The sequence below is a fragment of the Mycobacterium sp. genome (assembly GCF_052144515.1).
In the GTDB taxonomy this organism is placed as follows: domain Bacteria; phylum Actinomycetota; class Actinomycetes; order Mycobacteriales; family Mycobacteriaceae; genus Mycobacterium.
Genome location: NZ_JBKQQD010000196.1, coordinates 44,931 through 65,229, shown reverse-complemented (window position 1 = coordinate 65,229; position 20,299 = coordinate 44,931). Strand labels below are relative to the sequence as shown.

The 20,299-nt window shown below is 65.7% G+C and carries 19 protein-coding genes; 16 read left to right on the top strand and 3 right to left on the bottom strand.

Annotated features, from left to right (window positions below; genetic code table 11):
• The 4 genes from ACLP9N_RS13685 to ACLP9N_RS13670 all read left to right on the top strand — a co-directional run.
• On the top strand, window positions 1-1,163 hold a 1,163-nt coding region (locus tag ACLP9N_RS13685; protein WP_442407913.1), incomplete at its 5' end, for an acyl-CoA synthetase.
• Window positions 1,160-1,936 carry a fructosamine kinase family protein gene (locus tag ACLP9N_RS13680; RefSeq protein ID WP_442407912.1) on the top strand — a complete coding sequence of 259 codons (777 nt, stop codon included), beginning with the start codon at window positions 1,160-1,162 and terminating at the stop codon, window positions 1,934-1,936. The genes ACLP9N_RS13685 and ACLP9N_RS13680, both read left to right, overlap by 4 nt.
• Window positions 1,937-2,043: 107 nt before the next feature.
• Complete coding sequence (locus tag ACLP9N_RS13675; protein WP_442407911.1) at window positions 2,044-2,874, top strand: amidohydrolase family protein; 831 nt, start codon at window positions 2,044-2,046, stop codon at window positions 2,872-2,874.
• Complete coding sequence (locus ACLP9N_RS13670) at window positions 2,871-4,418, top strand: acetolactate synthase large subunit (protein ID WP_442407910.1); 1,548 nt, start codon at window positions 2,871-2,873, stop codon at window positions 4,416-4,418. The genes ACLP9N_RS13675 and ACLP9N_RS13670 overlap by 4 nt, the downstream gene beginning before the upstream one ends.
• On the opposite strand, the gene fadD17 is transcribed toward ACLP9N_RS13670, so the two are convergent.
• The 3 genes from fadD17 to ACLP9N_RS13655 are packed head-to-tail and all read right to left on the bottom strand — an operon-like array spanning window position 4,419 to window position 8,230.
• Window positions 4,419-5,939: a long-chain-fatty-acid--CoA ligase FadD17 gene (fadD17, locus tag ACLP9N_RS13665; protein ID WP_442407916.1), complete on the bottom strand. Its 1,521-nt coding sequence runs from the start codon at window positions 5,937-5,939 to the stop codon at window positions 4,419-4,421.
• Window positions 5,932-7,023 (bottom strand): acyl-CoA dehydrogenase family protein, encoded by a 1,092-nt coding sequence (locus tag ACLP9N_RS13660; RefSeq protein WP_442407909.1) that lies wholly within the window; start codon window positions 7,021-7,023, stop codon window positions 5,932-5,934. The genes fadD17 and ACLP9N_RS13660 overlap by 8 nt, the downstream gene beginning before the upstream one ends.
• A gap of 25 nt (window positions 7,024-7,048) precedes the next feature.
• Window positions 7,049-8,230 (bottom strand): acyl-CoA dehydrogenase, encoded by a 1,182-nt coding sequence (locus ACLP9N_RS13655; protein ID WP_442407908.1) that lies wholly within the window; start codon window positions 8,228-8,230, stop codon window positions 7,049-7,051.
• A 191-nt stretch (window positions 8,231-8,421) separates the two neighbouring features.
• On the opposite strand from ACLP9N_RS13655, the gene ACLP9N_RS13650 reads away from it, so the two are divergent.
• The 12 genes from ACLP9N_RS13650 to ACLP9N_RS13595 all read left to right on the top strand — a co-directional run bounded on the left by ACLP9N_RS13650 (window position 8,422) and on the right by ACLP9N_RS13595 (window position 20,298).
• Window positions 8,422-8,613 carry a ferredoxin gene (locus tag ACLP9N_RS13650; RefSeq protein WP_442407907.1) on the top strand — a complete coding sequence of 64 codons (192 nt, stop codon included), beginning with the start codon at window positions 8,422-8,424 and terminating at the stop codon, window positions 8,611-8,613.
• Window positions 8,614-8,676: 63 nt separating this feature from the next.
• Complete coding sequence (locus ACLP9N_RS13645; RefSeq protein WP_442407906.1) at window positions 8,677-9,588, top strand: 3-oxoacyl-ACP reductase; 912 nt, start codon at window positions 8,677-8,679, stop codon at window positions 9,586-9,588.
• A 245-nt stretch (window positions 9,589-9,833) separates the two neighbouring features.
• Entirely contained in the window at window positions 9,834-10,598 is a 765-nt protein-coding gene (locus ACLP9N_RS13640) for an MlaE family ABC transporter permease (RefSeq protein ID WP_442407905.1), read from the top strand.
• Window positions 10,599-10,605: 7 nt separating this feature from the next.
• Window positions 10,606-11,448 carry an MlaE family ABC transporter permease gene (locus ACLP9N_RS13635; RefSeq protein ID WP_442407904.1) on the top strand — a complete coding sequence of 281 codons (843 nt, stop codon included), beginning with the start codon at window positions 10,606-10,608 and terminating at the stop codon, window positions 11,446-11,448.
• A 19-nt stretch (window positions 11,449-11,467) separates the two neighbouring features.
• Window positions 11,468-12,670: a virulence factor Mce family protein gene (locus ACLP9N_RS13630; protein WP_442407903.1), complete on the top strand. Its 1,203-nt coding sequence runs from the start codon at window positions 11,468-11,470 to the stop codon at window positions 12,668-12,670.
• Window positions 12,670-13,716: an MCE family protein gene (locus tag ACLP9N_RS13625; RefSeq protein WP_442407902.1), complete on the top strand. Its 1,047-nt coding sequence runs from the start codon at window positions 12,670-12,672 to the stop codon at window positions 13,714-13,716. The genes ACLP9N_RS13630 and ACLP9N_RS13625 overlap by 1 nt, the downstream gene beginning before the upstream one ends.
• On the top strand, window positions 13,706-14,767 hold the full coding sequence (locus ACLP9N_RS13620) for a virulence factor Mce family protein (RefSeq protein WP_442407901.1): 1,062 nt from the start codon (window positions 13,706-13,708) through the stop codon (window positions 14,765-14,767). The genes ACLP9N_RS13625 and ACLP9N_RS13620 overlap by 11 nt, the downstream gene beginning before the upstream one ends.
• Window positions 14,764-16,218, top strand: a complete 1,455-nt coding sequence (locus ACLP9N_RS13615) for a virulence factor Mce family protein (RefSeq protein WP_442407900.1) — start codon at window positions 14,764-14,766, stop codon at window positions 16,216-16,218. The genes ACLP9N_RS13620 and ACLP9N_RS13615 overlap by 4 nt, the downstream gene beginning before the upstream one ends.
• Entirely contained in the window at window positions 16,215-17,372 is a 1,158-nt protein-coding gene (locus tag ACLP9N_RS13610; RefSeq protein WP_442407899.1) for a virulence factor Mce family protein, read from the top strand. The genes ACLP9N_RS13615 and ACLP9N_RS13610 overlap by 4 nt, the downstream gene beginning before the upstream one ends.
• A 12-nt stretch (window positions 17,373-17,384) precedes the next feature.
• A complete protein-coding gene (locus ACLP9N_RS13605; protein WP_442407898.1) occupies window positions 17,385-19,091 on the top strand; it encodes a virulence factor Mce family protein in 1,707 nt (568 codons plus the stop codon).
• The gene (locus ACLP9N_RS13600; RefSeq protein WP_442407897.1) at window positions 19,091-19,807 is read left to right on the top strand and encodes a mammalian cell entry protein; all 717 of its coding nucleotides are present in this window, start codon (window positions 19,091-19,093) and stop codon (window positions 19,805-19,807) included. Before ACLP9N_RS13605 ends, ACLP9N_RS13600 begins: the two co-directional genes overlap by 1 nt.
• Complete coding sequence (locus ACLP9N_RS13595; RefSeq protein ID WP_442407896.1) at window positions 19,807-20,298, top strand: mammalian cell entry protein; 492 nt, start codon at window positions 19,807-19,809, stop codon at window positions 20,296-20,298. Before ACLP9N_RS13600 ends, ACLP9N_RS13595 begins: the two co-directional genes overlap by 1 nt.
• Window position 20,299: the final 1 nt, after the last annotated feature.

Genomic DNA, 20,299 nt, shown 5'->3' with positions numbered 1-20,299 from the left:
ACTTCGGCGAACGCAGCGCCGACGACATCTACCTGCTCTACACCGGCGGAACCACCGGCTTCCCGAAGGGCGTGATGTGGCGCCACGAGGACATCTATCGGGTGCTGTTCGGCGGAACCGATTTCGCGACAGGCGAATTCGTCGAGGACGAGCACGACCTGGCCAAGGCCGCCGCCGCCAATCCACCGATGATCCACTATCCGATTCCGCCGATGATCCACGGCGCCACGCAGTCGGCCACCTGGAGGTCGATCTTCTCGGGCCAAACCACCTTGCTGGCACCGGAATTCAACGCCGACCAGGTCTGGCGCGCGATCCACGGCCACAAGGTGAACATGCTGTTCTTCACCGGCGACGCCATGGCGCGACCGTTGCTCGATGCGCTTACCAAGGACAACGACTACGACCTGTCGTCGCTGTTCCTGCTCACCAGCACCGCGGCGCTGTTCTCGCCGAGCATCAAGGAAAAACTGCTGGAGCTGCTGCCCAACCGGGTGATCACCGACTCGATCGGCTCATCGGAGACCGGCTTCGGCGGGATCAGCGTCGTCACCGAGGGTGCGCCGCACAGCGGTGGCCCGCGGGTGACCATCGACCACCGCACCGTCGTGCTCGACGACGAAGGTAACGAGGTGCAGCCCGGCTCCGGTGTGCGCGGCTTCATCGCGAAGAAGGGCAACATTCCGGTCGGTTACTACAAGGACGAGAAGAAGACCGCCGAGACCTTCAGGACCATCAACGGCGTCCGCTACGCCATCCCGGGAGACTACGCGCAGGTCGAGGAGGACGGCACGGTCACCATGCTGGGCCGCGGCTCGGTGTCGATCAACAGCGGCGGGGAGAAGATCTACCCCGAGGAGGTCGAGGCCGCCCTCAAGGGTCATCCCGACGTATTCGACGCGCTGGTGGTCGGCGTGCCCGACCCTCGATACGGCCAACATGTGGCCGCCGTTGTCCAGGCTCGGCCGGGGGCCCGGCCGACGCTGGCGGAGCTGGACAGCTTCGTGCGCTCCGAGATCGCGGGATACAAAGTGCCGCGCAGCCTTTGGCTCGTCGACGAGGTCAAGCGGTCGCCGGCCGGTAAGCCGGACTACCGCTGGGCCAAGGAGCAGACCGAGGCGCGCCCGGCCGACGATGTGCATGCCGCCCACGTAACTGCGTGACCGATTTCGTCAAGAGCCATCCGGGCGCGCCCGCCGATTACTTCGCTTGGGAAGCCGCGGGCCTGCAATGGCTTTCGGGCGTCGACGGCGGTGTGCCCTGCGCGCAGGTTGTCTCCGTCGATGCGGCCAGCCTGACCCTGCAGCGGCTCGAGTCGGTGCCCCCTGGCCCCGACGCGGCGCACCTGTTTGGCCGCCAACTGGCCGCCACACACGACGCCGGCGCCGCGGCGTTCGGCGCGGGACCCGACGGATGGGACGGGCCCGGGTTCTTCGGGCCCGGAAGACCCCCGTCGCAGCCGTTGCCGATGTCGCTGCGGCGGCACCGACGCTGGGGTGACTTTTACGCCGACGAGCGGCTGGCCCCGATGGCCGAGCTCGCGGCGCCGCGGCTCGATGCTCCGACCCGTGCCGCCATCGACTCCGTCGCCGCGCGCTGCCGCGCCGGTGACTTCGACGACGACGACCAGCCGGCCCGGCTGCACGGCGACCTGTGGGGCGGCAACGTGATGTGGACACCCGACGGGGTGGTGCTGATCGACCCGGCCGCGCACGCCGGACACCGAGAGTCCGACCTGGCGATGCTCGCGCTCTTCGGTTGCCCGCACTACGACGCCATCATCGCCGGTTACCAGCAGGTGTGCTCGTTAAAACCCGGCTGGCGCAAGCGCATCGGGCTGCACCAGCTCTTCCCGCTGCTGGCGCATGTCGTGCTGTTCGGCGGAGGGCACGCCGCGCGGACGCGTGCCGCCGCCCGCGCCGCGCTGGCCGCCTGACCTGCCTCGTCGAATGAACCGGCGCGAGGCGTCTACTGCCGGATTGCCCGCCTTCTCCTCCCGCCGCTTCGCGGCGCGCATCGTCGGCGGGCTAATGTCGAAGCGCGATGACGATCGACGTGTGGATGCAGCATCCGACGCAACGGTTCCTGCGTAGCGACATGCTGGCCTCGCTGCGGCGTTGGACCGGTGGGTCCATCCCGGATACCGACATCCCGATCGAGGCGACGATCGCATCGATGGACGCCGCAGACGTCGAGCTCGGCCTACTCAGCGCGTGGCGCGGCCCGGGCGGCCAGGACCTGATCTCCAATGACGAGGTCGCGGAATGGATCGCGTTGCACCCCACCCGTTTTACCGGTCTGGCCACGGCCGATCTGGACCGTCCGATGGAGGCGGTCCGCGAGCTGAGACGCCGAATCAAGGATGGCTTCGTGGGTCTGCGGGTGGTGCCCTGGCTGTGGAATGCGCCGCCCACCGACCGCCGCTACTATCCGCTGTTCGCCGAGTGCGTCGAGTCCGCGGTGCCGTTCTGTACCCAGGTCGGTCACACCGGGCCGCTGCGGCCGTCGGAGACCGGACGCCCGATTCCCTACATCGACCAGGTGGCCCTAGACTTTCCGGAACTCGTGATCGTGTGCGGTCACGTCGGCTATCCATGGACCGAGGAGATGGTGGCCGTCGCCCGCAAGCATGAGAATGTCTACATAGATACTTCCGCCTATACGATCCAGCGGCTGCCGCAAGAGCTCATCAGCTTCATGAAAACCGGCACCGGACAACGCAAGGTCTTGTTCGGCACCAACTACCCGATGATCGCGCACACCCACGCGCTGGCCGGTCTCGACGACCTCGGCCTCAGCGCGGAGGCTCGCCAAGACTTTCTGCGCGGCAACGCCGAGCGGGTGTTCAAGCTCGAACGAAAGGCGGATACGTGAACGGTGCCCAGGCCCTGATCAACACCCTGGTCGACGGCGGCGTCGACGTTTGCTTCGCCAACCCCGGCACGTCGGAGATGCACTTCGTCGCCGCGTTGGACACCGTGCCGCGCATGCGCGGCGTCCTGACCCTGTTCGAAGGTGTGGCCACCGGCGCGGCCGACGGCTATGCCCGCATCGCCGACCGTCCGGCGGCGGTGCTGCTGCACCTGGGTCCCGGACTGGGCAACGGCCTGGCAAACCTGCACAACGCGCGCCGCGCGAAAGTGCCAATGGTGGTTGTCGTCGGCGACCACGCCACGTATCACAAGAAGTACGACGCCCCACTGGAATCCGACATCGACGCGCTCGCCGGCACCGTCTCGGGGTGGGTGCGTCGCAGCGTCGACAGCGCTGCTGTAGGGCCCGACACCGCCGAGGCCATCGCGGCGAGCCGGGCGGGTTCGCAGATCTCGACGTTGATCCTGCCCGCGGACGCGTCCTGGTCCGAGGGCGGCCAGTCAGCCTCGGTGCAGCCACCGGCCGAGCGTGGCGACGTGCGGGCGGCGGCCGACGTCCTGGCGGTGCTGCGCTCGGGAGAACCCACGATGATGCTGATCGGCGGGGACGCCACCCGCGGGCCAGGCCTGGCCGCGGCCGCGCGGATCGCCGAGGCAACCGGCGCCCGCTGGTTGTGTGAGACATTCCCAACTCGGTTGCAACGCGGCGCCGGCATTCCCGCTGTGGACCGGCTCGCCTATTTCGCCGAGGCCGTCGCCGCCCAACTCGACGGCGTCAAGCATCTGGTGCTGGCCGGCGCCAAGTCGCCGGTGTCCTTCTTCGCCTACCCGAACATGCCCAGCGACCTGGTGCCCGCCGGCTGTGAGGTGCACGTGCTCGCCGGGTACGACGGCGCGGCGGATGCGCTCGCAGCGTTGGCCGACGAACTGGCGCCGGGGACCACCGCCCCGGTGGCGCCCTTGTCGCGCCCGCAGCTGCCCTCGGGCTCCCTGACCTCCGCATCGGCCGCTGACGTGATCGGCGCCCTGATGCCCGAACGGGCCATCGTCGTCGACGAGTCCAACACGTCCGGTCTGCCGTTGGAGAAGGCCACCGCCGGTGCGCCCGCCCACGATTGGCTGACGCTGACCGGCGGGGCGATCGGCTACGCCATCCCGACGGCGGTGGGCGCCGCCGTGGCCGCCCCCGACCGGCCGGTGCTCTGCCTGGAATCCGACGGATCGGCGATGTACACGATTTCGGGGTTGTGGACCCAGGCGCGCGAGAACCTGAACGTGACCACCGTCGTCTACGACAACAGCGCCTACGACATCCTGCGGGTCGAGCTGCAACGCGTAGGGGCCGGGTCTGCCCCGGGCCCAAAGGCGCTGAACCTCCTTGACTTATCCGGTCCCACAATGGATTTCGTCAAGATCGCCGAAGGCATGGGAGTTCCTGCCCGTCGTGTCAGCACCGCCGAGGAATTCGCCGACGCGCTGCGTACGGCTTTCGCCGGACCCGGACCGCACCTCATCGACGCGGTCGTGCCGTCACTGTTCGGGTGACTACCGAGGTATCGGCCACACCGGATCGGCGCAGTCCACACCCTCGGCCGACAACTCCCGCTTGAGCACCTTGAACGTCACCGTGCGTGGCAGCGCCGCGCTGACCCGCACGTACGACGGCCATTGCTTGGGCCCCAGGTCCGACTGCCCGGCCAGAAACGCCCGGAACTTCTTCGCGTCGAACTCGGCGCCGGGCACCAGCACCAGCGCCGCCATCACCTGGTCGCCGACCACCGGATCGGGCACCGGATATACCGCGGCTTCGGTCACCTCGGGATGCCGCAGCAGAACCCGTTCGATCGGCGCGGTGCCCAGGTTCTCTCCGTCGACCCGCATCCAATCGCCAAGTCGGCCGGCGAAATACGCGTAGCCGGCCTCGTCGCGATAGGCCAGGTCGCCACTGTGGTAGACGCCGCCGGCCATCCGCTGGGCCTCGGCCTCGGGATCCTTGTAGTAACCCTCGAACCGGCCCGCCCCCGCGGTGTTGACCACCTCGCCGACCACCCCCGGTGGGCAACGCTCGCCGGTGTCGGGGTCGACGATCTCGATCCCGTCGGTCAGCGGGCCCAACGAACCTGGCGGGGTATCCGGGGTACGAGCGATCGCCACGCCGCCTTCGGTCGAACCGAAACCGTCCTGGACCACACACCCGAATCTGCTGCCGAAGCGCTCGATGTCACCGGGCACGCCCTCGTTGCCATATACCGCGCGCAGCGGGTTGTCCGCGTCGTCGGAAAGCTCGGGTGTGGCCAGCACATAGGACAGGGGCTTGCCGACGTAGTTGGCGTAGGTGGCGCCGTAGCGGCGGACATCCGGCAAGAAATTCGACGCAGAAAACTTGCGCCGCAACGCCATCGAGCCCTGGCAGGCGGCCGCCACCGACCATCCGACCAGCACCGCGTTGGAATGAAACAGTGGCATCGCCACGTAGCAGACGTCGTCGGGGCCAAGATCGAAGCGCTGCGTCATCGTCACGCCGGCGATCGCGACCTTGCCGTGGCTGCACTTCACCGCCTTGGGCTCGCCACTGGTGCCCGACGTGAAGATCAGCATGAACAGGTCGTCGGGCGAAGCGGTCTGAAAACGCACCTCGGCATCCCCCTGTGAGAGATGTGCGTCGACTTCGGCGGCCCATTCGGCCGAATCGACGTTGATATACGAGATATCGTCCAGTGTCGCAGCCGATTTCGTGTCGGCCAGCACCAGCTGACAGTCGGCCTTGCTGACGTCGCGGGCCAGCGCCTCGCCGCGGCGCACCGGGTTGAGGCCCACCGGCACGATTCCGGATATCCCGGCCGCCACCAACATGGCCGAGAAGAACGGCGTGTTTTCCAGCAGCACGCCGACATGCGGTGGATTGGCCGGGTCGAGTCGGTCACGCAGCGTCGACGCGATCGCGGCCGCGTGCAAGACGTGATCGCGCCAACTGGTGAACGAGTCCTCGAAATAGACACCGCGGTCGTCGATATCGACCAGCGGCACCAGCAGATCGGTGACCGTGAGGTCAGTCGAGCTAAGCAGGGGTCTCAGCAAGTTCACGGCCGATCCGGCGCAGCTGCCCGGTGGCACCGCCCAACGCAAACTCGGCTTCCTTGGCGGCCAGGAAATAACGGTGAATCGGGTGGTCGGTGTCGACGCCTACGCCGCCGTGCACGTGGACGACGGTGTGCGCCACCCGATGCCCGGCGTCGGCGGCCCAGAACGCCGCGCTGGCCACGTCGATCTCGGCGGGGATGTCCTCGGAGACTTTCCAGGCCGCCTGGGTCAGGGTGAGCCGCAACCCCTTGACGTCGATGTAGCCGTCGGCCAGCCGCTGCGCCACCGCCTGGAAGCTGCCGATCGGCCGGTCGAATTGCTCACGGGTGCGGGCATATTCGGCGGTCATCTGCAATCCACGTTCGAGCACCCCGAGCTGAAACGCGCTGCGGCCCAGGGTGGCAAGTGTCTCGAGCCACGCTATGACTTCGCTGCCGCCAATCCGCCGCGAGTCGTCCACCGCAACGCTGTCCAACGCCAGGTGTCCGGCGCTGTTGAAGCCGGTGGTCTTCAGCGCGGTCACCGTCACCCCGGGGGTGTCGGCGGCTACCAGGAAGACAGCTGAGCCGGAATCGGTTTCGGCGGGAACCAGGAACGCGTCGGCCACCGGGCCGTAGCCCGCCTGGGTGCGAGTGCCGGTCAGGCGATAGCCGTCACCGGCACGGGTGGCCTGCACCGGCCCTTCGCCCATCTCGCCTTCCAAGGCAACGGTGAGGATCTTCTCACCACGCACCGCCGGCGCACCCCAGCTCTGCTGCAACTCCTCGGAGCCGAACCGTGCCAGCGCCCCGGCGGCCAGCATCACCGAATCCAGGTACGGCACGGCGGCCATCTGGTGGCCCAACGCCACCAAAATCGCCACCTGCTCGAGCACCCCGAACCCGTCGCCGCCCAACGCCGACGCGCTGGACAGGATGTCGGCGTCGATCAGCTTGCCCCACAGCGCGCGGTCGAACCGCTGGTCAAGCCCGTCCAGCTCACGCTGACGCTCCGGCGTGCACACCGAGTCCACGATGGTGTCCACCAGACCGCCGAGATCGTTCGCGGCTTCGGTTGTCGTGAAATCCATGAGTGTTGTTCCCTTATAAGTAAGTTCAGCGGTTGGCTCGGGGCAGGCCCAGCGCCACCATGCCGATGATGTCGCGCTGGACTTCGTTGGTGCCGCCGCCGAAGGTCAGGATCAGGCACGCCCGGTGCATGCGCTCCACCCGGCCGCGCAGCAACGCGCCCGGCGAATCCTGCCGCATGGTCGCCCCGGTACCCAGCACCTCCATCAGCAGCCGGTAGGCCTCGGTGGCCAGCTCGGTGCCGAACACCTTGGCGGCCGACGCATCGGCCGGTGACAAGGTGGCACCATCCGAGGACGCCAACTCCCAGTTGATCAGCTTGAGCACCTCGGCCTTGGCGTGCACCCGGGCCAGGTTGAGCTGCACCCACTCCGAGTCGATGAGCCGGGCTCCGCCGCCGTCCTTGGTGTTTTGCGCCCATTCGCGAACTTCGCGCAGTGCCACGAAGATCGGTTGCGATGAGACGAGGGCGACCCGCTCGTGGTTGAGCTGGTTGGTAACCAGCTTCCAGCCGCCGTTCTCCTCACCGATCAGGTTGGTCACCGGCACCCGCACGTCCGAGTAATAGGTGGCGCTGGTGTCCACACCGGCCATGGTGTGCACGGGCGTCCACGAGAAACCCTCGGCGGTGGTCGGCACGGCCAGCATCGAAATGCCGCGGTGCTTTTTGGCCTCGGGGTTGGTGCGCACCGCCAGCCAGACCCAGTCGGCGTACGCGATCAGGCTGGTCCACATCTTCTGTCCGTTGATCACGTAGTCGTCGCCGTCGCGAACCGCGGTCGTGCGCAGGTTGGCCAGGTCGGTGCCCGCACCCGGCTCGGAGTAGCCGATCGAGAAGTGCAGATCGCCGGCGGCGATCTTGGGCAAAAAGAACTTCTTCTGCTCGTCGGTGCCGAAGGCCATGATCGTCGGCGCCACGCTGTTGATGGTCAGGAACGGCACCGGCGCACCCGCAATGGCCGCTTCATCGGTGAAGATCAGCGAGTCCATCGGGGAGCGATCCTGGCCGCCGTACTCTTTGGGCCAGTTCAAGGTGAGCCACCCGTCTTTGCCCATCTGCGAAACGACATCGCGATACGCATTGCCTGACCCGATTTCGCCCTGGGTTGAGCTCAGCGCCTCGCGGCGCTCCGGCGTCATCAGCGTGGTGAAGTACGACCGCAGCTCGCGACGCAGCTCCTCCTGTTCAGGGGTGTAACTGATGCGCATTTCAGCCGTCCTTCGGTAAGCGTTGTTTCACATCACGGCCCGCGGCTATTCGGCCAACCGCGACCCGTTCGCCTTCCCGGTTGTAACACGTTCTAGTCTGGGAATCCAGCGACCGTTTCGTCAGACCGACCCGGGCCTTATGGTGGAGCGGGATGCTGACGGGGCGTCCAAGCAGGTTCAAGGAGGGTGCCGTGCGAGTGATCGTGGACCGTGACCGGTGCGAAGGTAACGCGGTGTGCCTGGGCATTGCGCCGGATATCTTCGATCTGGACGACGAGGACTACGCCGTCATCAAGACGGATCCGATTCCCCCCGACCAGGAGGACCTGGCCGAACAGGCGATCGCCGAATGCCCTCGTGCTGCGCTATTGCGTGAGGACTGACCGAGCCTGAGCGAGTTTGACCGAGCTTGACCTGACGAGCCCGAAACTAGAGGTATTCATAAATTGACTAGCAGCACGAACGCGACCGATCTATCCGGGAAGGTTGCGGTGGTGACCGGTGCCGCCGCGGGTCTGGGCCGGGCCGAGGCGCTCGGCCTGGCCAGGCTGGGCGCCACCGTCGTCGTCAACGACATCGCCGCCGCGCTGGATGCTTCCGACGTGATCGACGAGATCGGCGCGGCCGGTTCCAAGGCCGTCGCCGTCACCGGCGACATTAGCCAACGGGCAACCGCCGACGAGCTGGTCAGCTGCGCCGACGGGCTGGGTGGACTGGACATTGTGGTGAACAACGCCGGCATCACCCGCGACCGGATGCTGTTCAACATGTCCGACGAGGAATGGGATCTCGTCATCGCCGTGCATCTGCGCGGCCATTTTCTGCTGACCCGCAACGCGGCCACCTACTGGCGCTCCAAGGCGAAGGACGCCGGGGGATCGATCTTCGGCCGGGTCGTCAACACCTCGTCGGAGGCGGGCCTGGTCGGTCCGATAGGACAGGCCAACTACGGCGCCGCCAAGGCGGGCATCATCTCGTTAACCCTCACGGCGGCGCGGGCGCTGGGCCGGTACGGCGTGTGCGCCAACGCGATCTGCCCGCGGGCTCGCACCGCGATGACGGCCGACGTTTTCGGTCAAGCAGATATAGAGGAAGGCCAGATCGACCCGTTGTCGCCAGAGCACGTGGTCAGTCTGGTCCAGTTTCTGTCGTCCCCGGCAGCCGCTGAGGTCAACGGTCAGGTGTTCATCGTCTACGGTCCCAAGGTGACGTTGGTGGCGGCACCGACGGTGGAGCGTCAGTTCAGCGCGGATGGCCAGGCTTGGGAGCCCGCGCAGCTGAGTTCCACATTGCAAGATTACTTTGCTGGGCGGGACCCGGAGAAGAACTTTTCCGCAACCGGCCTCATGGATCAGTAACGTCCGTCGAAGGATTTGCGAACTGTAACAGGAGGTCGTTACACAACTAGAACATGTGTCAGAAGCGCTTCGCTATATAGGCCTTAACCAGCAAAATTAACGCCCGCGTTCACAAGATGTTGTTCATTGACACGGCGAAGTTGTTCTGAGTTAATATGATCCGGCTCACATCGAGCAGCTGGTAAATCCTTGTCGTATCCAGGGACATACAGACTTCGCCGCGAGCAACAGAGGGGGGAACCAAGTTGATCGGACAACTTGCCGTTCCGGCCCGGGCCGTCGGCGGGTTCTTCGAAATGTCGATGGACACCCTTCGCGCCGCTTTCCGTCGGCCGTTTCAGCTCCGCGAGTTTTTGGATCAGACTTGGATGATCGCTCGCGTGTCTTTGGTCCCGACGCTTCTGGTATCCATTCCGTTCACGGTCCTGGTGGCGTTCACTCTCAACATCTTGTTGCGCGAGATCGGGGCGGCCGACCTGTCCGGTGCCGGCACGGCGTTCGGCACCATAACTCAGCTGGGTCCGGTGGTGACCGTGCTGGTCGTGGCCGGCGCCGGTGCCACCGCGATCTGCGCCGACCTGGGCGCCCGCACCATCCGCGAGGAGATCGATGCCATGCGGGTGCTCGGTATCGACCCGGTCCAGCGCCTCGTCGTGCCACGGGTTTTGGCATCCACGTTGGTGGCGATACTGCTCAACGGCTTGGTGTGCGCCATCGGGTTGTCCGGGGGCTACGCGTTCTCCGTCTTTCTGCAGGGCGTCAACCCCGGTGCTTTCATCAACGGGTTGACCGTGCTGACGGGATTGCGCGAGTTGATTCTCGCCGAAGTCAAAGCGTTGCTGTTCGGCGTGATGGCCGGGCTGGTCGGGTGTTACCGCGGCCTGACCGTCAAGGGTGGGCCCAAGGGCGTCGGCAATGCGGTGAACGAAACCGTCGTCTACGCGTTCATCTGCTTGTTCGTGATCAACGTGGTCATGACCGCCGTCGGCGTACGAATCTCGGCGAAGTGAGCGCGCGATGAGTTACGACATCACTTACCGGTTTGGTAGCTTCTTTTCGCGGCTGTCGGGACCGGTCGACGGCTTCGGCGAGCAAGCGTTGTTCTACGGCCAGACCGTGCTCCACATCCACGAAGCCGTCACCAAGTACCGCAAGGAGACGGTCCGGCTGATTGCCGAGATGACGCTTGGGGCGGGCGCGCTCATCATGATCGGCGGCACGGTCGGGGTCGCGGCGTTTTTGACCTTGGCGTCCGGTGGCGTCATCGCCGTGCAGGGGTACTCGTCGTTGGGCAATATCGGTATCGAGGCGTTGACCGGGTTCCTGTCGGCGTTCCTGAACGTCCGCGTTGTCGCGCCGGTGATCGCCGGTATCGCGCTGGCCGCCACCATCGGTGCCGGCGCCACCGCCCAGCTGGGTGCCATGCGGGTTTCCGAGGAGATCGACGCCCTCGAATGCATGGCGGTGGACTCGGTGTCATTCCTGGTGTCGACCCGGCTGATCGCCGGCCTCGTCGCGATCATTCCGCTGTACTCGCTGTCGGTGCTGGCCGCGTTCTTCGCCGCTCGCTTCACCACGGTGTTCATCAACGGCCAGTCCGCGGGCCTGTACGACCACTACTTCAATACTTTCCTTATTCCGACCGACCTGTTGTGGTCATTCCTGCAGGCGATCGTGATGTCTATCGCGGTGATGTTGGTGCATACGTATTACGGCTACAACGCCAGCGGCGGGCCGGTGGGCGTCGGCATCGCGGTCGGTCAGGCGGTGCGGACCTCGCTGATCGTCGTCGTGGTCATTACGTTGTTCATCTCGCTCGCGGTTTACGGCGCACAAGGTAACTTCAACCTCTCTGGATAAGGAGACCCTAGGGAGAAACATGGCAAGCACGGGATCGCGACGCACAGCGGTCCGGCTGGCAGCGGCGGTGCTGGCCGGACTGATAGTCGCGTTCGCCGTGCTGACATACCTTTCCTACACAGCGGCTTTCACGTCGACCGACACCGTCACGGTCGCCGCGCCGCGGGCCGGTCTGGTGATGGAGAAGGGCGCCAAGGTCAAGTACCGCGGCATTCAGGTCGGCAAGGTCGAAGACATCAGCTATGCCGGCGACCAGGCGCGGTTGACGTTGGCCATCAACAGCGGCGAGATGGGATTCATCCCTTCCAACGCGACGGTCCACATCGCGGGCAACACTATCTTCGGTGCCAAGTCGGTGGAATTCTTTTCGCCCGAAGCACCTTCGGGGAAGTCGCTGCGCCCGGATGCGCTCGTGCAGGCCTCGGCGGTGCAGCTGGAAGTCAACACCCTGTTCCAGTCGCTCATCGATCTGCTGCACAAGATCGACCCCGTCGAATTGAACGGGACGCTGAGCGCGCTGGCCGAAGGCCTGCGTGGGCATGGCGATGACTTCGGCGCGCTGCTGTCCGGACTGAATACCCTTACGCAGCAGGCGAATCCGAAGCTGCCCGCTCTGCAGGAAGATTTCCGCAAGACGGCCATCGTCACCAACACCTACGCCGACGCCGCGCCCGACCTCAATACCGTGTTCGACAACCTGCCGACGATCAACAAGACGGTCGTAGACCAGCAGCACAACCTGAACACCGCGCTGTTGGCCACCATCGGTCTGGCCAACAATGCCTATGAGACGTTGGAGCCGGCCGAGCAGAACTTCATCGACGCCATCAACAGGCTGCGGGCCCCGGTGAAGGTGGCCCACGACTACTCGCCGGAATTCGGCTGCCTATTCAAGGGCATTGGGCGAGGCATCAAGGAGTTCGCCCCGTTGATCGGGGTCCGCAAAGCGGGGCTGTTCACGTCGTCGAGCTTCGTCTTGGGCGCGCCGTCGTACACCTACCCGGAGTCCCTGCCGCAGGTCAACGCGTCCGGAGGTCCGAACTGCCGCGGGTTGCCGGACATTCCGACGAAGCAGACCGGCGGGTCGTTCTTCCGCTCGCCGTTCCTGGTCACCGACAACGCCAACATTCCCTACGAGCCGTTCACCGAGCTGCAGTTTGACGCGCCCTCCACGCTGCAGTTCTTGTTCCACGGCGCTTTCGCGGAACGGGACGACTTCTGATGGCGGCCCTGCCCTCGCACCGGTCGATGGTGATCAAGGTCAGCGTCTTCACCGTGGCCATGCTGTTGGTGTCCGCGGGCCTGGTGGTGGTCTTCGGTGACTTCCGGTTCGGCCCCGAAAGCACCTATCACGCAACCTTTACCGACGCGTCGCGGCTGAAGGCGGGCCAGAAGGTCCGCATCGCCGGAGTGCCGGTCGGTGCGGTGTCCGGCATCAAGCTCAACCCCGACAACACCGTCGACGTGAAATTCGGAATCGACAAGCACTACACCCTGTACACGTCCACGCGTGCATTGATCCGATACGAAAACCTGGTGGGTGACCGGTTCATGGAGATCACGTCCGGTCCAGGCGAGCTGCGGAAGCTACCGCCGGGCGCGACGATCAACTCGCAACACACCCAGCCGGCGCTGGATCTCGATGCGCTACTGGGGGGACTAAAGCCGGTGCTCAAGGGACTGGACGCCGACAAGGTCAACACGATCAGCAGCGCCATCATTCAATTGCTGCAGGGTCAGGGTGGAGCGTTGTCGAACGTGCTGGCCGACACCAGCGCTTTCTCGTCGGCGCTGGGCAAACGCGACCAGCTCATCGGTGACGTGATCAACAACCTCAACACGGTGTTGGGGACCATCGACGCGAAGAGCGCGAAATTTTCGGCCAGCGTTGACCAGCTGCAGCAATTGATCACCGGGTTGGCCAAACACCGGGACGTGATCGCGGGCGCTATCCCGCCGCTCGCGTCGACGACCACCGATCTGACGCAACTGTTGCAGAATTCACGTCGGCCGCTGCAGGGCATTCTGCAAAACGTCCGGCCGCTGGCCACCGAGCTGGACGACCGCAAGGCGGAGGTAAACCACGACGTCGAGCAACTGGGCGAGGACTACCTGCGACTGGCCGCGCTTGGCGCCTACGGGTCTTTCTTCAACATCTACTTCTGCTCGGTGACGATCAAGATCAACGGGCCGGCCGGCGGCGACATCCTGCTGCCGCTGGGCGGCCAGGTGGATCCCAGCCACGGGAGGTGCGCTTTTGTCAAGTAGCAAACGCGATCGCGACCCGCTCCGCACCGGCATCTTCGGCCTGGTGCTGGTGATCTGCGTCGTGTTGATCGCATTCGGCTACGCCGGGTTGCCGTTCTGGCCCCAGGGAAAAACGTACGACGCCTACTTCTCCGACGCCGCCGGCATCACACCCGGTAATTCCGTGTATGTGTCGGGTATCAAGGTCGGCAAAGTGTCCGCCGTGGGTCTGGCCGGCGACAGTGCCAAGATCACCTTCAGCGTGGACCGCCACCTCGCCGTCGGCGACCAGTCGCTGGCCGCGATCCGGACGGACACCATTCTCGGCGAGCGCTCCATTTCGGTGAGCCCGGCGGGGGCCGGCAAGGCGACCACCATCCCGCTGAGCCGGACGACCACGCCCTACACGCTCGCCGGTGCGCTCGAGGATCTCGGCGGGAACGCGAGCAATCTTAACAAGCCTCAGTTCGAACAGGCCCTGAGGGTACTCACCGACACGCTCCACGACGCCACCCCGGACCTGCGCGGTGCCCTGGACGGGGTGACGTCGCTGTCGCGCACGCTGAACCGTCGCGACGAGGCGCTGCAAGCCCTGCTGGCGCACGCGAAGTCGGTGACATCGGTGTTGTCCGAACGCGCCGCACAGGTCAACAAGCTGATCGACGACGGTAACGAGTTGTTCGCCGCGCTCGATGAACGACGTGCCGCGCTGGGTCAGCTGATTTCCGGGATAAGCGGTCTGTCACAGCAGATTTCGGGCTTCGTCGCCGACAACCGCAAGGAGTTCGGGCCAGCCTTAAGCAAGCTCAACCTGGTGCTGGACAACCTCAACGAGCGCCGCGACTACATCACCGAGGCCCTCAAGCGGCTGCCCACCTACGCGACCGAGCTGGGCGAGGTGGTTGGTTCCGGACCCGGATTCAACGTCAACGTCTACGGCGTGATCCCGGCGCCGCTGCTCGCGGCGATGTTCGACTTCTTCTACCAGCCGGGCAAGCTGCCGGCCAGCCTCGCCGACTATCTGCGCGGCCTTATCCAGGAGCGCTGGATCATCAGGCCGAAATCGCCATGATCAAGCGGATTTTGGGCGCCCGTGGGCTGCGGACGGTTATCAGCATCGCGCTGGTCGCGATGCTGGTGGGGAGCGTCTATGTGCTCGCATCGCGCCCCGGCGGCCGACACATCGTCGCCTACTTCACGTCCGCTGTCGGGATCTATCCCGGAGATCAGGTACGCATGCTCGGAGTGCCGATAGGCGAGATCGACGCGATCGAACCGCGGCCTTCCGACGTCAAGATCACCATGTCGGTGTCCGAGGACCTCAAGGTGCCCAAAGACGCGCGGGCCGTGATCATGTCGCCGAACCTGGTGGCGGCGCGATTCATCCAGCTCACTCCCGTATACACCGGCGGGGCGGTGCTGCCCGACGGCGGCAGCATCGATCTGGGCCGCACCGCCGTTCCGGTGGAGTGGGACGAGGTGAAGCAGGCACTGACCCAACTGGCCGTGCAGCTGAGTCCGGCGACGGGACAGATGCAAGGGCCCCTGGGGGCGGCGATCAACCAGGCCGCCGACACGCTCGACGGCAAGGGCGAATCGTTCCACAACGCGTTGCGTGAGCTTTCCCAAACTGCCGGGCGCCTAGGGGATTCGCGCGGCGACATCTTCGGTACGGTCAAGAATCTGCAGGTGCTGGTCAACGCACTCTCGGCGAGTAACGACCAAATCGTCCAGTTCGCCGGAAACGTCGCCTCGGTGTCACAGGTGCTCGCCGACAGCTCGCGCCATCTCGACAACACCCTGGGCACACTCAACCAGGCGCTTTCCGACGTCAGGGGATTCCTGCACGAAAACAATTCGACGTTGATCGATACGGTCGGCAAACTCAACGACTTCGCGCAGACGCTGAGCGACCAGAGCGACAACATCGAGCAGGTGCTGCACGTGGCGGGCCCCGGCATCGCCAACTTCTACAACATCTACGATCCCGCGCAGGGAACGCTGAACGGCCTGTTGTCGATACCCGAATTCGCCAATCCCGTGCAGTTCATCTGCGGTGGGTCTTTCGAGACTGCCGGCGGACCGAAAGCGCCCGACTATTACAGGCGCGCCGAGATCTGTCGTGAGCGGCTTGGGCCGGTGCTGCGCCGGCTCGCCGTCAACTACCCGCCGATCATGTTTCACCCGCTCAACACGATCACCGCGTACAAGGGTCAGATCATCTACGACACCCCGGCCACCGAAGCCAAGTCGGCGACTCCGATTCCACAGCTCACCTGGATCCCGGCCAACGGTGCCAAGACGCCGCCCGCCGCCCAGAACCCGGCGGATCTGCAGGCCCTGCTTGTTCCGACGGCCCCGCAGACCGGCGCGCCTCCGGGCTCGCCAGCCGGCCCGGCTGCCGGTCTCGCGCCCGGTTCCGCTTCCGGCGGTGGGTTCGGTCCCCTACCAGGTCCCCCGCCGGGCCAAGCGCCGACCCAAGCTCCTGGGCCGCTGCCGGCTGAACAAGGGGCCGGCGGATGAAGCGAATCTGGTTGCGCGGCAGTGTATTGGCCGCGGGCAGTGCGCTGCTGGCCGGTTGTCAGTTCGGCGGGCTGAACTCGCTGCCGCTGCCCGGCACCGCCGGTCATGGCACTGGTGCATACGAGATCACCGTCGAACTGCCCGACGTGGCAACGCTGCCACAGAACTCGCCCGTGATGGTCGACGACGTCACCGTCGGCAGCGTCGCTGGCATTGAAGCCAGGCAGGGGCCCGACGGATCCTTTTATGCCGCAGTGAAATTGGCGCTGAACAAGAACGTGGTGCTGCCGGCCAATGCGACCGCGAAGGTATCCCAGACGTCGCTGCTGGGTTCGCTGCACATCGACCTGGCTCGCCCGGCTGACCAGCCGCCGACCGGCACGCTGGTCAACGGGTCGAGCATCGCGGAGTCCCACACGGGCCGCTTTCCCACCACCGAAGAGGTGTTCTCGGCACTCGGTGTGGTGATCAACAAGGGCAATGTCGGTGCGCTGGAAGAGATCACCGACGAGACCTACCAGGCGGTGGTCGGCCGGCAGAGCCAGTTCGTCGACCTGGTCCCCAGGCTCGCCGAGTTGACGGCGGGACTTAACCGGCAGGTCAACGACATCATCGACGCGGTCGACGGGCTTAACCGCTTCTCCGCGATCCTGGCGCAAGACAAGGACAATCTGGGCCGGGCGCTGGACACACTGCCTGAAGCGATTCGCGTACTCAACAAGAACCGCGACCACATCGTCGACGCGTTCGCTGCGCTGAAAAAGCTGGCGACGGTCTCGTCGCACGTGCTCTCAAAAACTAAGGTGGACTTTGCCGAAGACCTCAAAGGCTTGTACTCGGTCGCAAAGGCCCTCAACGACAACCGAAAAGATTTCGTTACCTCGCTGCAGCTGTTGCTGACGTTCCCGTTCCCGAACTTCGGCATCAAGCAGGCCGTGCGCGGTGACTACCTCAACGTGTTCACCACGTTCGACCTCACCTTGCGCCGGATCGGTGAGACGTTCTTCACCACATCGTATGCACTTGATCCGAACATGATGCACATGAGTGAGGTCATCAACCCGCCCGATTTCTTGACCGGCGAGCTGGCCAACCTGTCCGGACAGGCGGCCGACCCATTCAAGATTCCGCCCGGTACGGCGTCAGGACAGTAGGGGGCGGCGCAGATGATTGACAGACTCACCAAGATCCAGCTGGCCATATTCGCGCTGGTCACCGTCTTCACGCTGACCGTGATGGGGATCTTCTATCTGCGGTTGCCGGCGACATTCGGCCTCGGGACCTACAGCGTGTCCGCCGACTTCGTCGCCGGCGGCGGTCTGTACAAGAACGCCAACGTCACGTACCGCGGTGTCGCCGTCGGACGGGTGGAGTCGGTGGGGCTGAACCCCAATGGTGTCGACGCCCAAATGCGGCTGAACAGCGGCACCGCCATCCCGTCGAACGTCACCGCCACGGTCAAAAGTGTGTCGGCCATCGGTGAGCAGTACATCGACCTGGTGCCGCCGGCTAAGCCGTCATCGACCAAGTTGCGCAACGGATCACGGATCGACCGGAATAACACCCGCATTGGCCAAGATGTCGCCGACCTGCTGAAACGGGCCGAAACTCTGGTCAACAGCCTCGGTGACACCCGGCTGCGGGAGCTGCTGCATGAGACCTTCACCGCGGCCAACGGCTCGGGTCCGGAATTGGCCCGGCTGCTCGAATCCACCCGGTTGCTGGTGGACGAGGCCAACGCAAACTATCCGCAAGTTTCGCAGTTGATCGATCAGGCGGGCCCGTTCCTGCAGGCCCAGATTCGCGCCGGCGGTGACATCAAGTCACTCGCCGACGGGCTGGCGCGGTTCACCTCCGAGGTGCGTCAGGCCGACCCGCAGCTTCGTTCGACGCTGGCTACCGCCCCGGACGCGATCGACGAGGCCAACACCGCGTTCTCCGGTATTCGCCCTTCTTTCCCGGCGCTGGCGGCCAGCCTCGCCAACCTGGGCCGGGTGGGCGTCATCTACCACAAGTCGATCGAGCAGCTGCTGGTGGTGTTGCCGGCGCTGTTCGCCGCGATCAGCACGGCTGCCGGTGGCGCCCCTCAAGACGAGGGCGCCAAGCTGGACTTCAAGCTCGACCTGAACGACCCGCCGCCGTGCGCTGTCGGCTTCCTGCCCCCGCCGTTGATGCGCACGCCGGCCGACGAGACGCTGCGCGAACTCCCGAAAGACATGTACTGCAAAGCCGCTCAGAACGATCCCACCACCGTGCGCGGCGCCCGCAACTATCCGTGCCAGGAGTTCCCGGGCAAACGGGCGCCGACGATTCAGCTGTGTCGTGACCCGAACGGCTTCGTACCGGTTGGCCGCAACCCCTGGCGCGGCCCGCCGGTCCCCTACGACACACCGGTAACGAATGGGCTAAACGTTTTGCCGCCCAACAAGTTCCCGTATATCCCGCCGGGCGCCGATCCCGACCCGGGCACTCCCATAGCTGGGCCGCCACCACCCGGTGTGGTGCCGGGGCCCGGGCCGGTGCCGCGTCAGCCGGCGTTCGATCCGCCGCCGCCCAACGACAGCGGGCCGCCGCCGTTCAACCCGTCGTGGATGCCGCCGGGGGTCCCGCCGGTGCCGCCACAGCTCCCGTATCCGAAGTGGCTGCCACCGCCGCCACCGCCGGAAGGCACCGGCCCGGCTCCGGAGGCTGCCCCCGCCCCGGCGCCCGGCCCGCAACCGCAGGCCAGTGGCTCGGGCTACACGACCTATGACCAGAACACCGGCGCCTTCAAGGACCCGGCAGGCGGGACTGGTATCTTCGCGCCCGGCATCAGCGGCGCATCCAGCGCCGAGAATTGGGTGGACCTCATGCTTGATCCCAGGCCCATGTAGTGACGGACCTAGAGACGACAGAGCAGCCGACGACACAGCGCGTTCGTCGGCGGGCATCCCGCGCGGCCGGCCCCCCGAAACCCGAATCGGCCGCTGACGCGACGGTTGCCGCCACTGGCGCCGCCACCGTCAAGGCCGAGGCGACCCCAAAGCGCCCCGCCAAGAAGCCGGCGCGCGTCAAGCCGCCGCCACGACGGCAGCCCCACCGGTTCTTGGTCGGATGGGTCTCGTTTGCCGCCGCGCTGTTGGCGATTGGCGCGCTGGCCGGCTGCCTGACCGCCCTGGTAATCCAGCACCGGCATGCCGAAGCCGAACAAGCTCGCGACCAGCGCTTCGTCGACACCGCCACGCAGACGGTGGTCAACATGTTCAGCTACAAGCCGGACAACATCGACGAGAGCGTGAACCGGTTCGTCAACGGCACCAGCGGACCGCTGCGCGGCATGCTCAGCGCCAACAACAATGTCGATAACCTCAAGGGCCTGTTCCGCGCCACCAACGCGACATCGGAGGCGGTCGTCAACGGTGCTGCCCTGGAGGGCATCGACGCAGTCACCGACAACGCCTCAGTGCTGGTGTCGGTGCGGGTCACGGTGGCCGACATCGACGGAGTCAACAAGCCGTCCATGCCATACCGCCTGCGCATCATCGTGCACGAGGACGACACCGGGCGGATGAGCGGCTACGACCTGAAATATCCAGACGGGGGTAACTGATGCGGCGGCGGCGGTGGCTGGTCGCCGTCGCCGGCCCCCCACTGGTCGCGGTTATCGTCGGGTTGTCCGCGGCGGGGGGCTGGTTCTACTGGGAGCGGGTGCAGACCCAAGGCGAGCAATCAGCGCGCGCGGTGCTGCCGCAGTTGGCCGCCAAGGAGATACCCGAGGTCTTCGCCTACGACTACCAGACCGTCGAACGCAGTCTCGCCGCCGCGTACCCGTTGCTGACGCCTGATTATCGCCAGGAGTTTCAGAAGAGCGCCAATGCGCAGATCATTCCGGAGGCCAAGAAGCGCGAGGTGGTCGTGCAGGCCAACGTCGTCGGTGTGGGAGTCATTACCGCCAAACGTGATTCGGCGTCGGTGATGGTCTACATGAACCGCACCGTGACCGACAAATCGCGGCAGCCGCTCTACGACGGCAGCCGGTTGCGGGTGGACTTCAAGCGGATCGGCGGCAAATGGCTGATCGCCTTCATCACACCGATCTAAA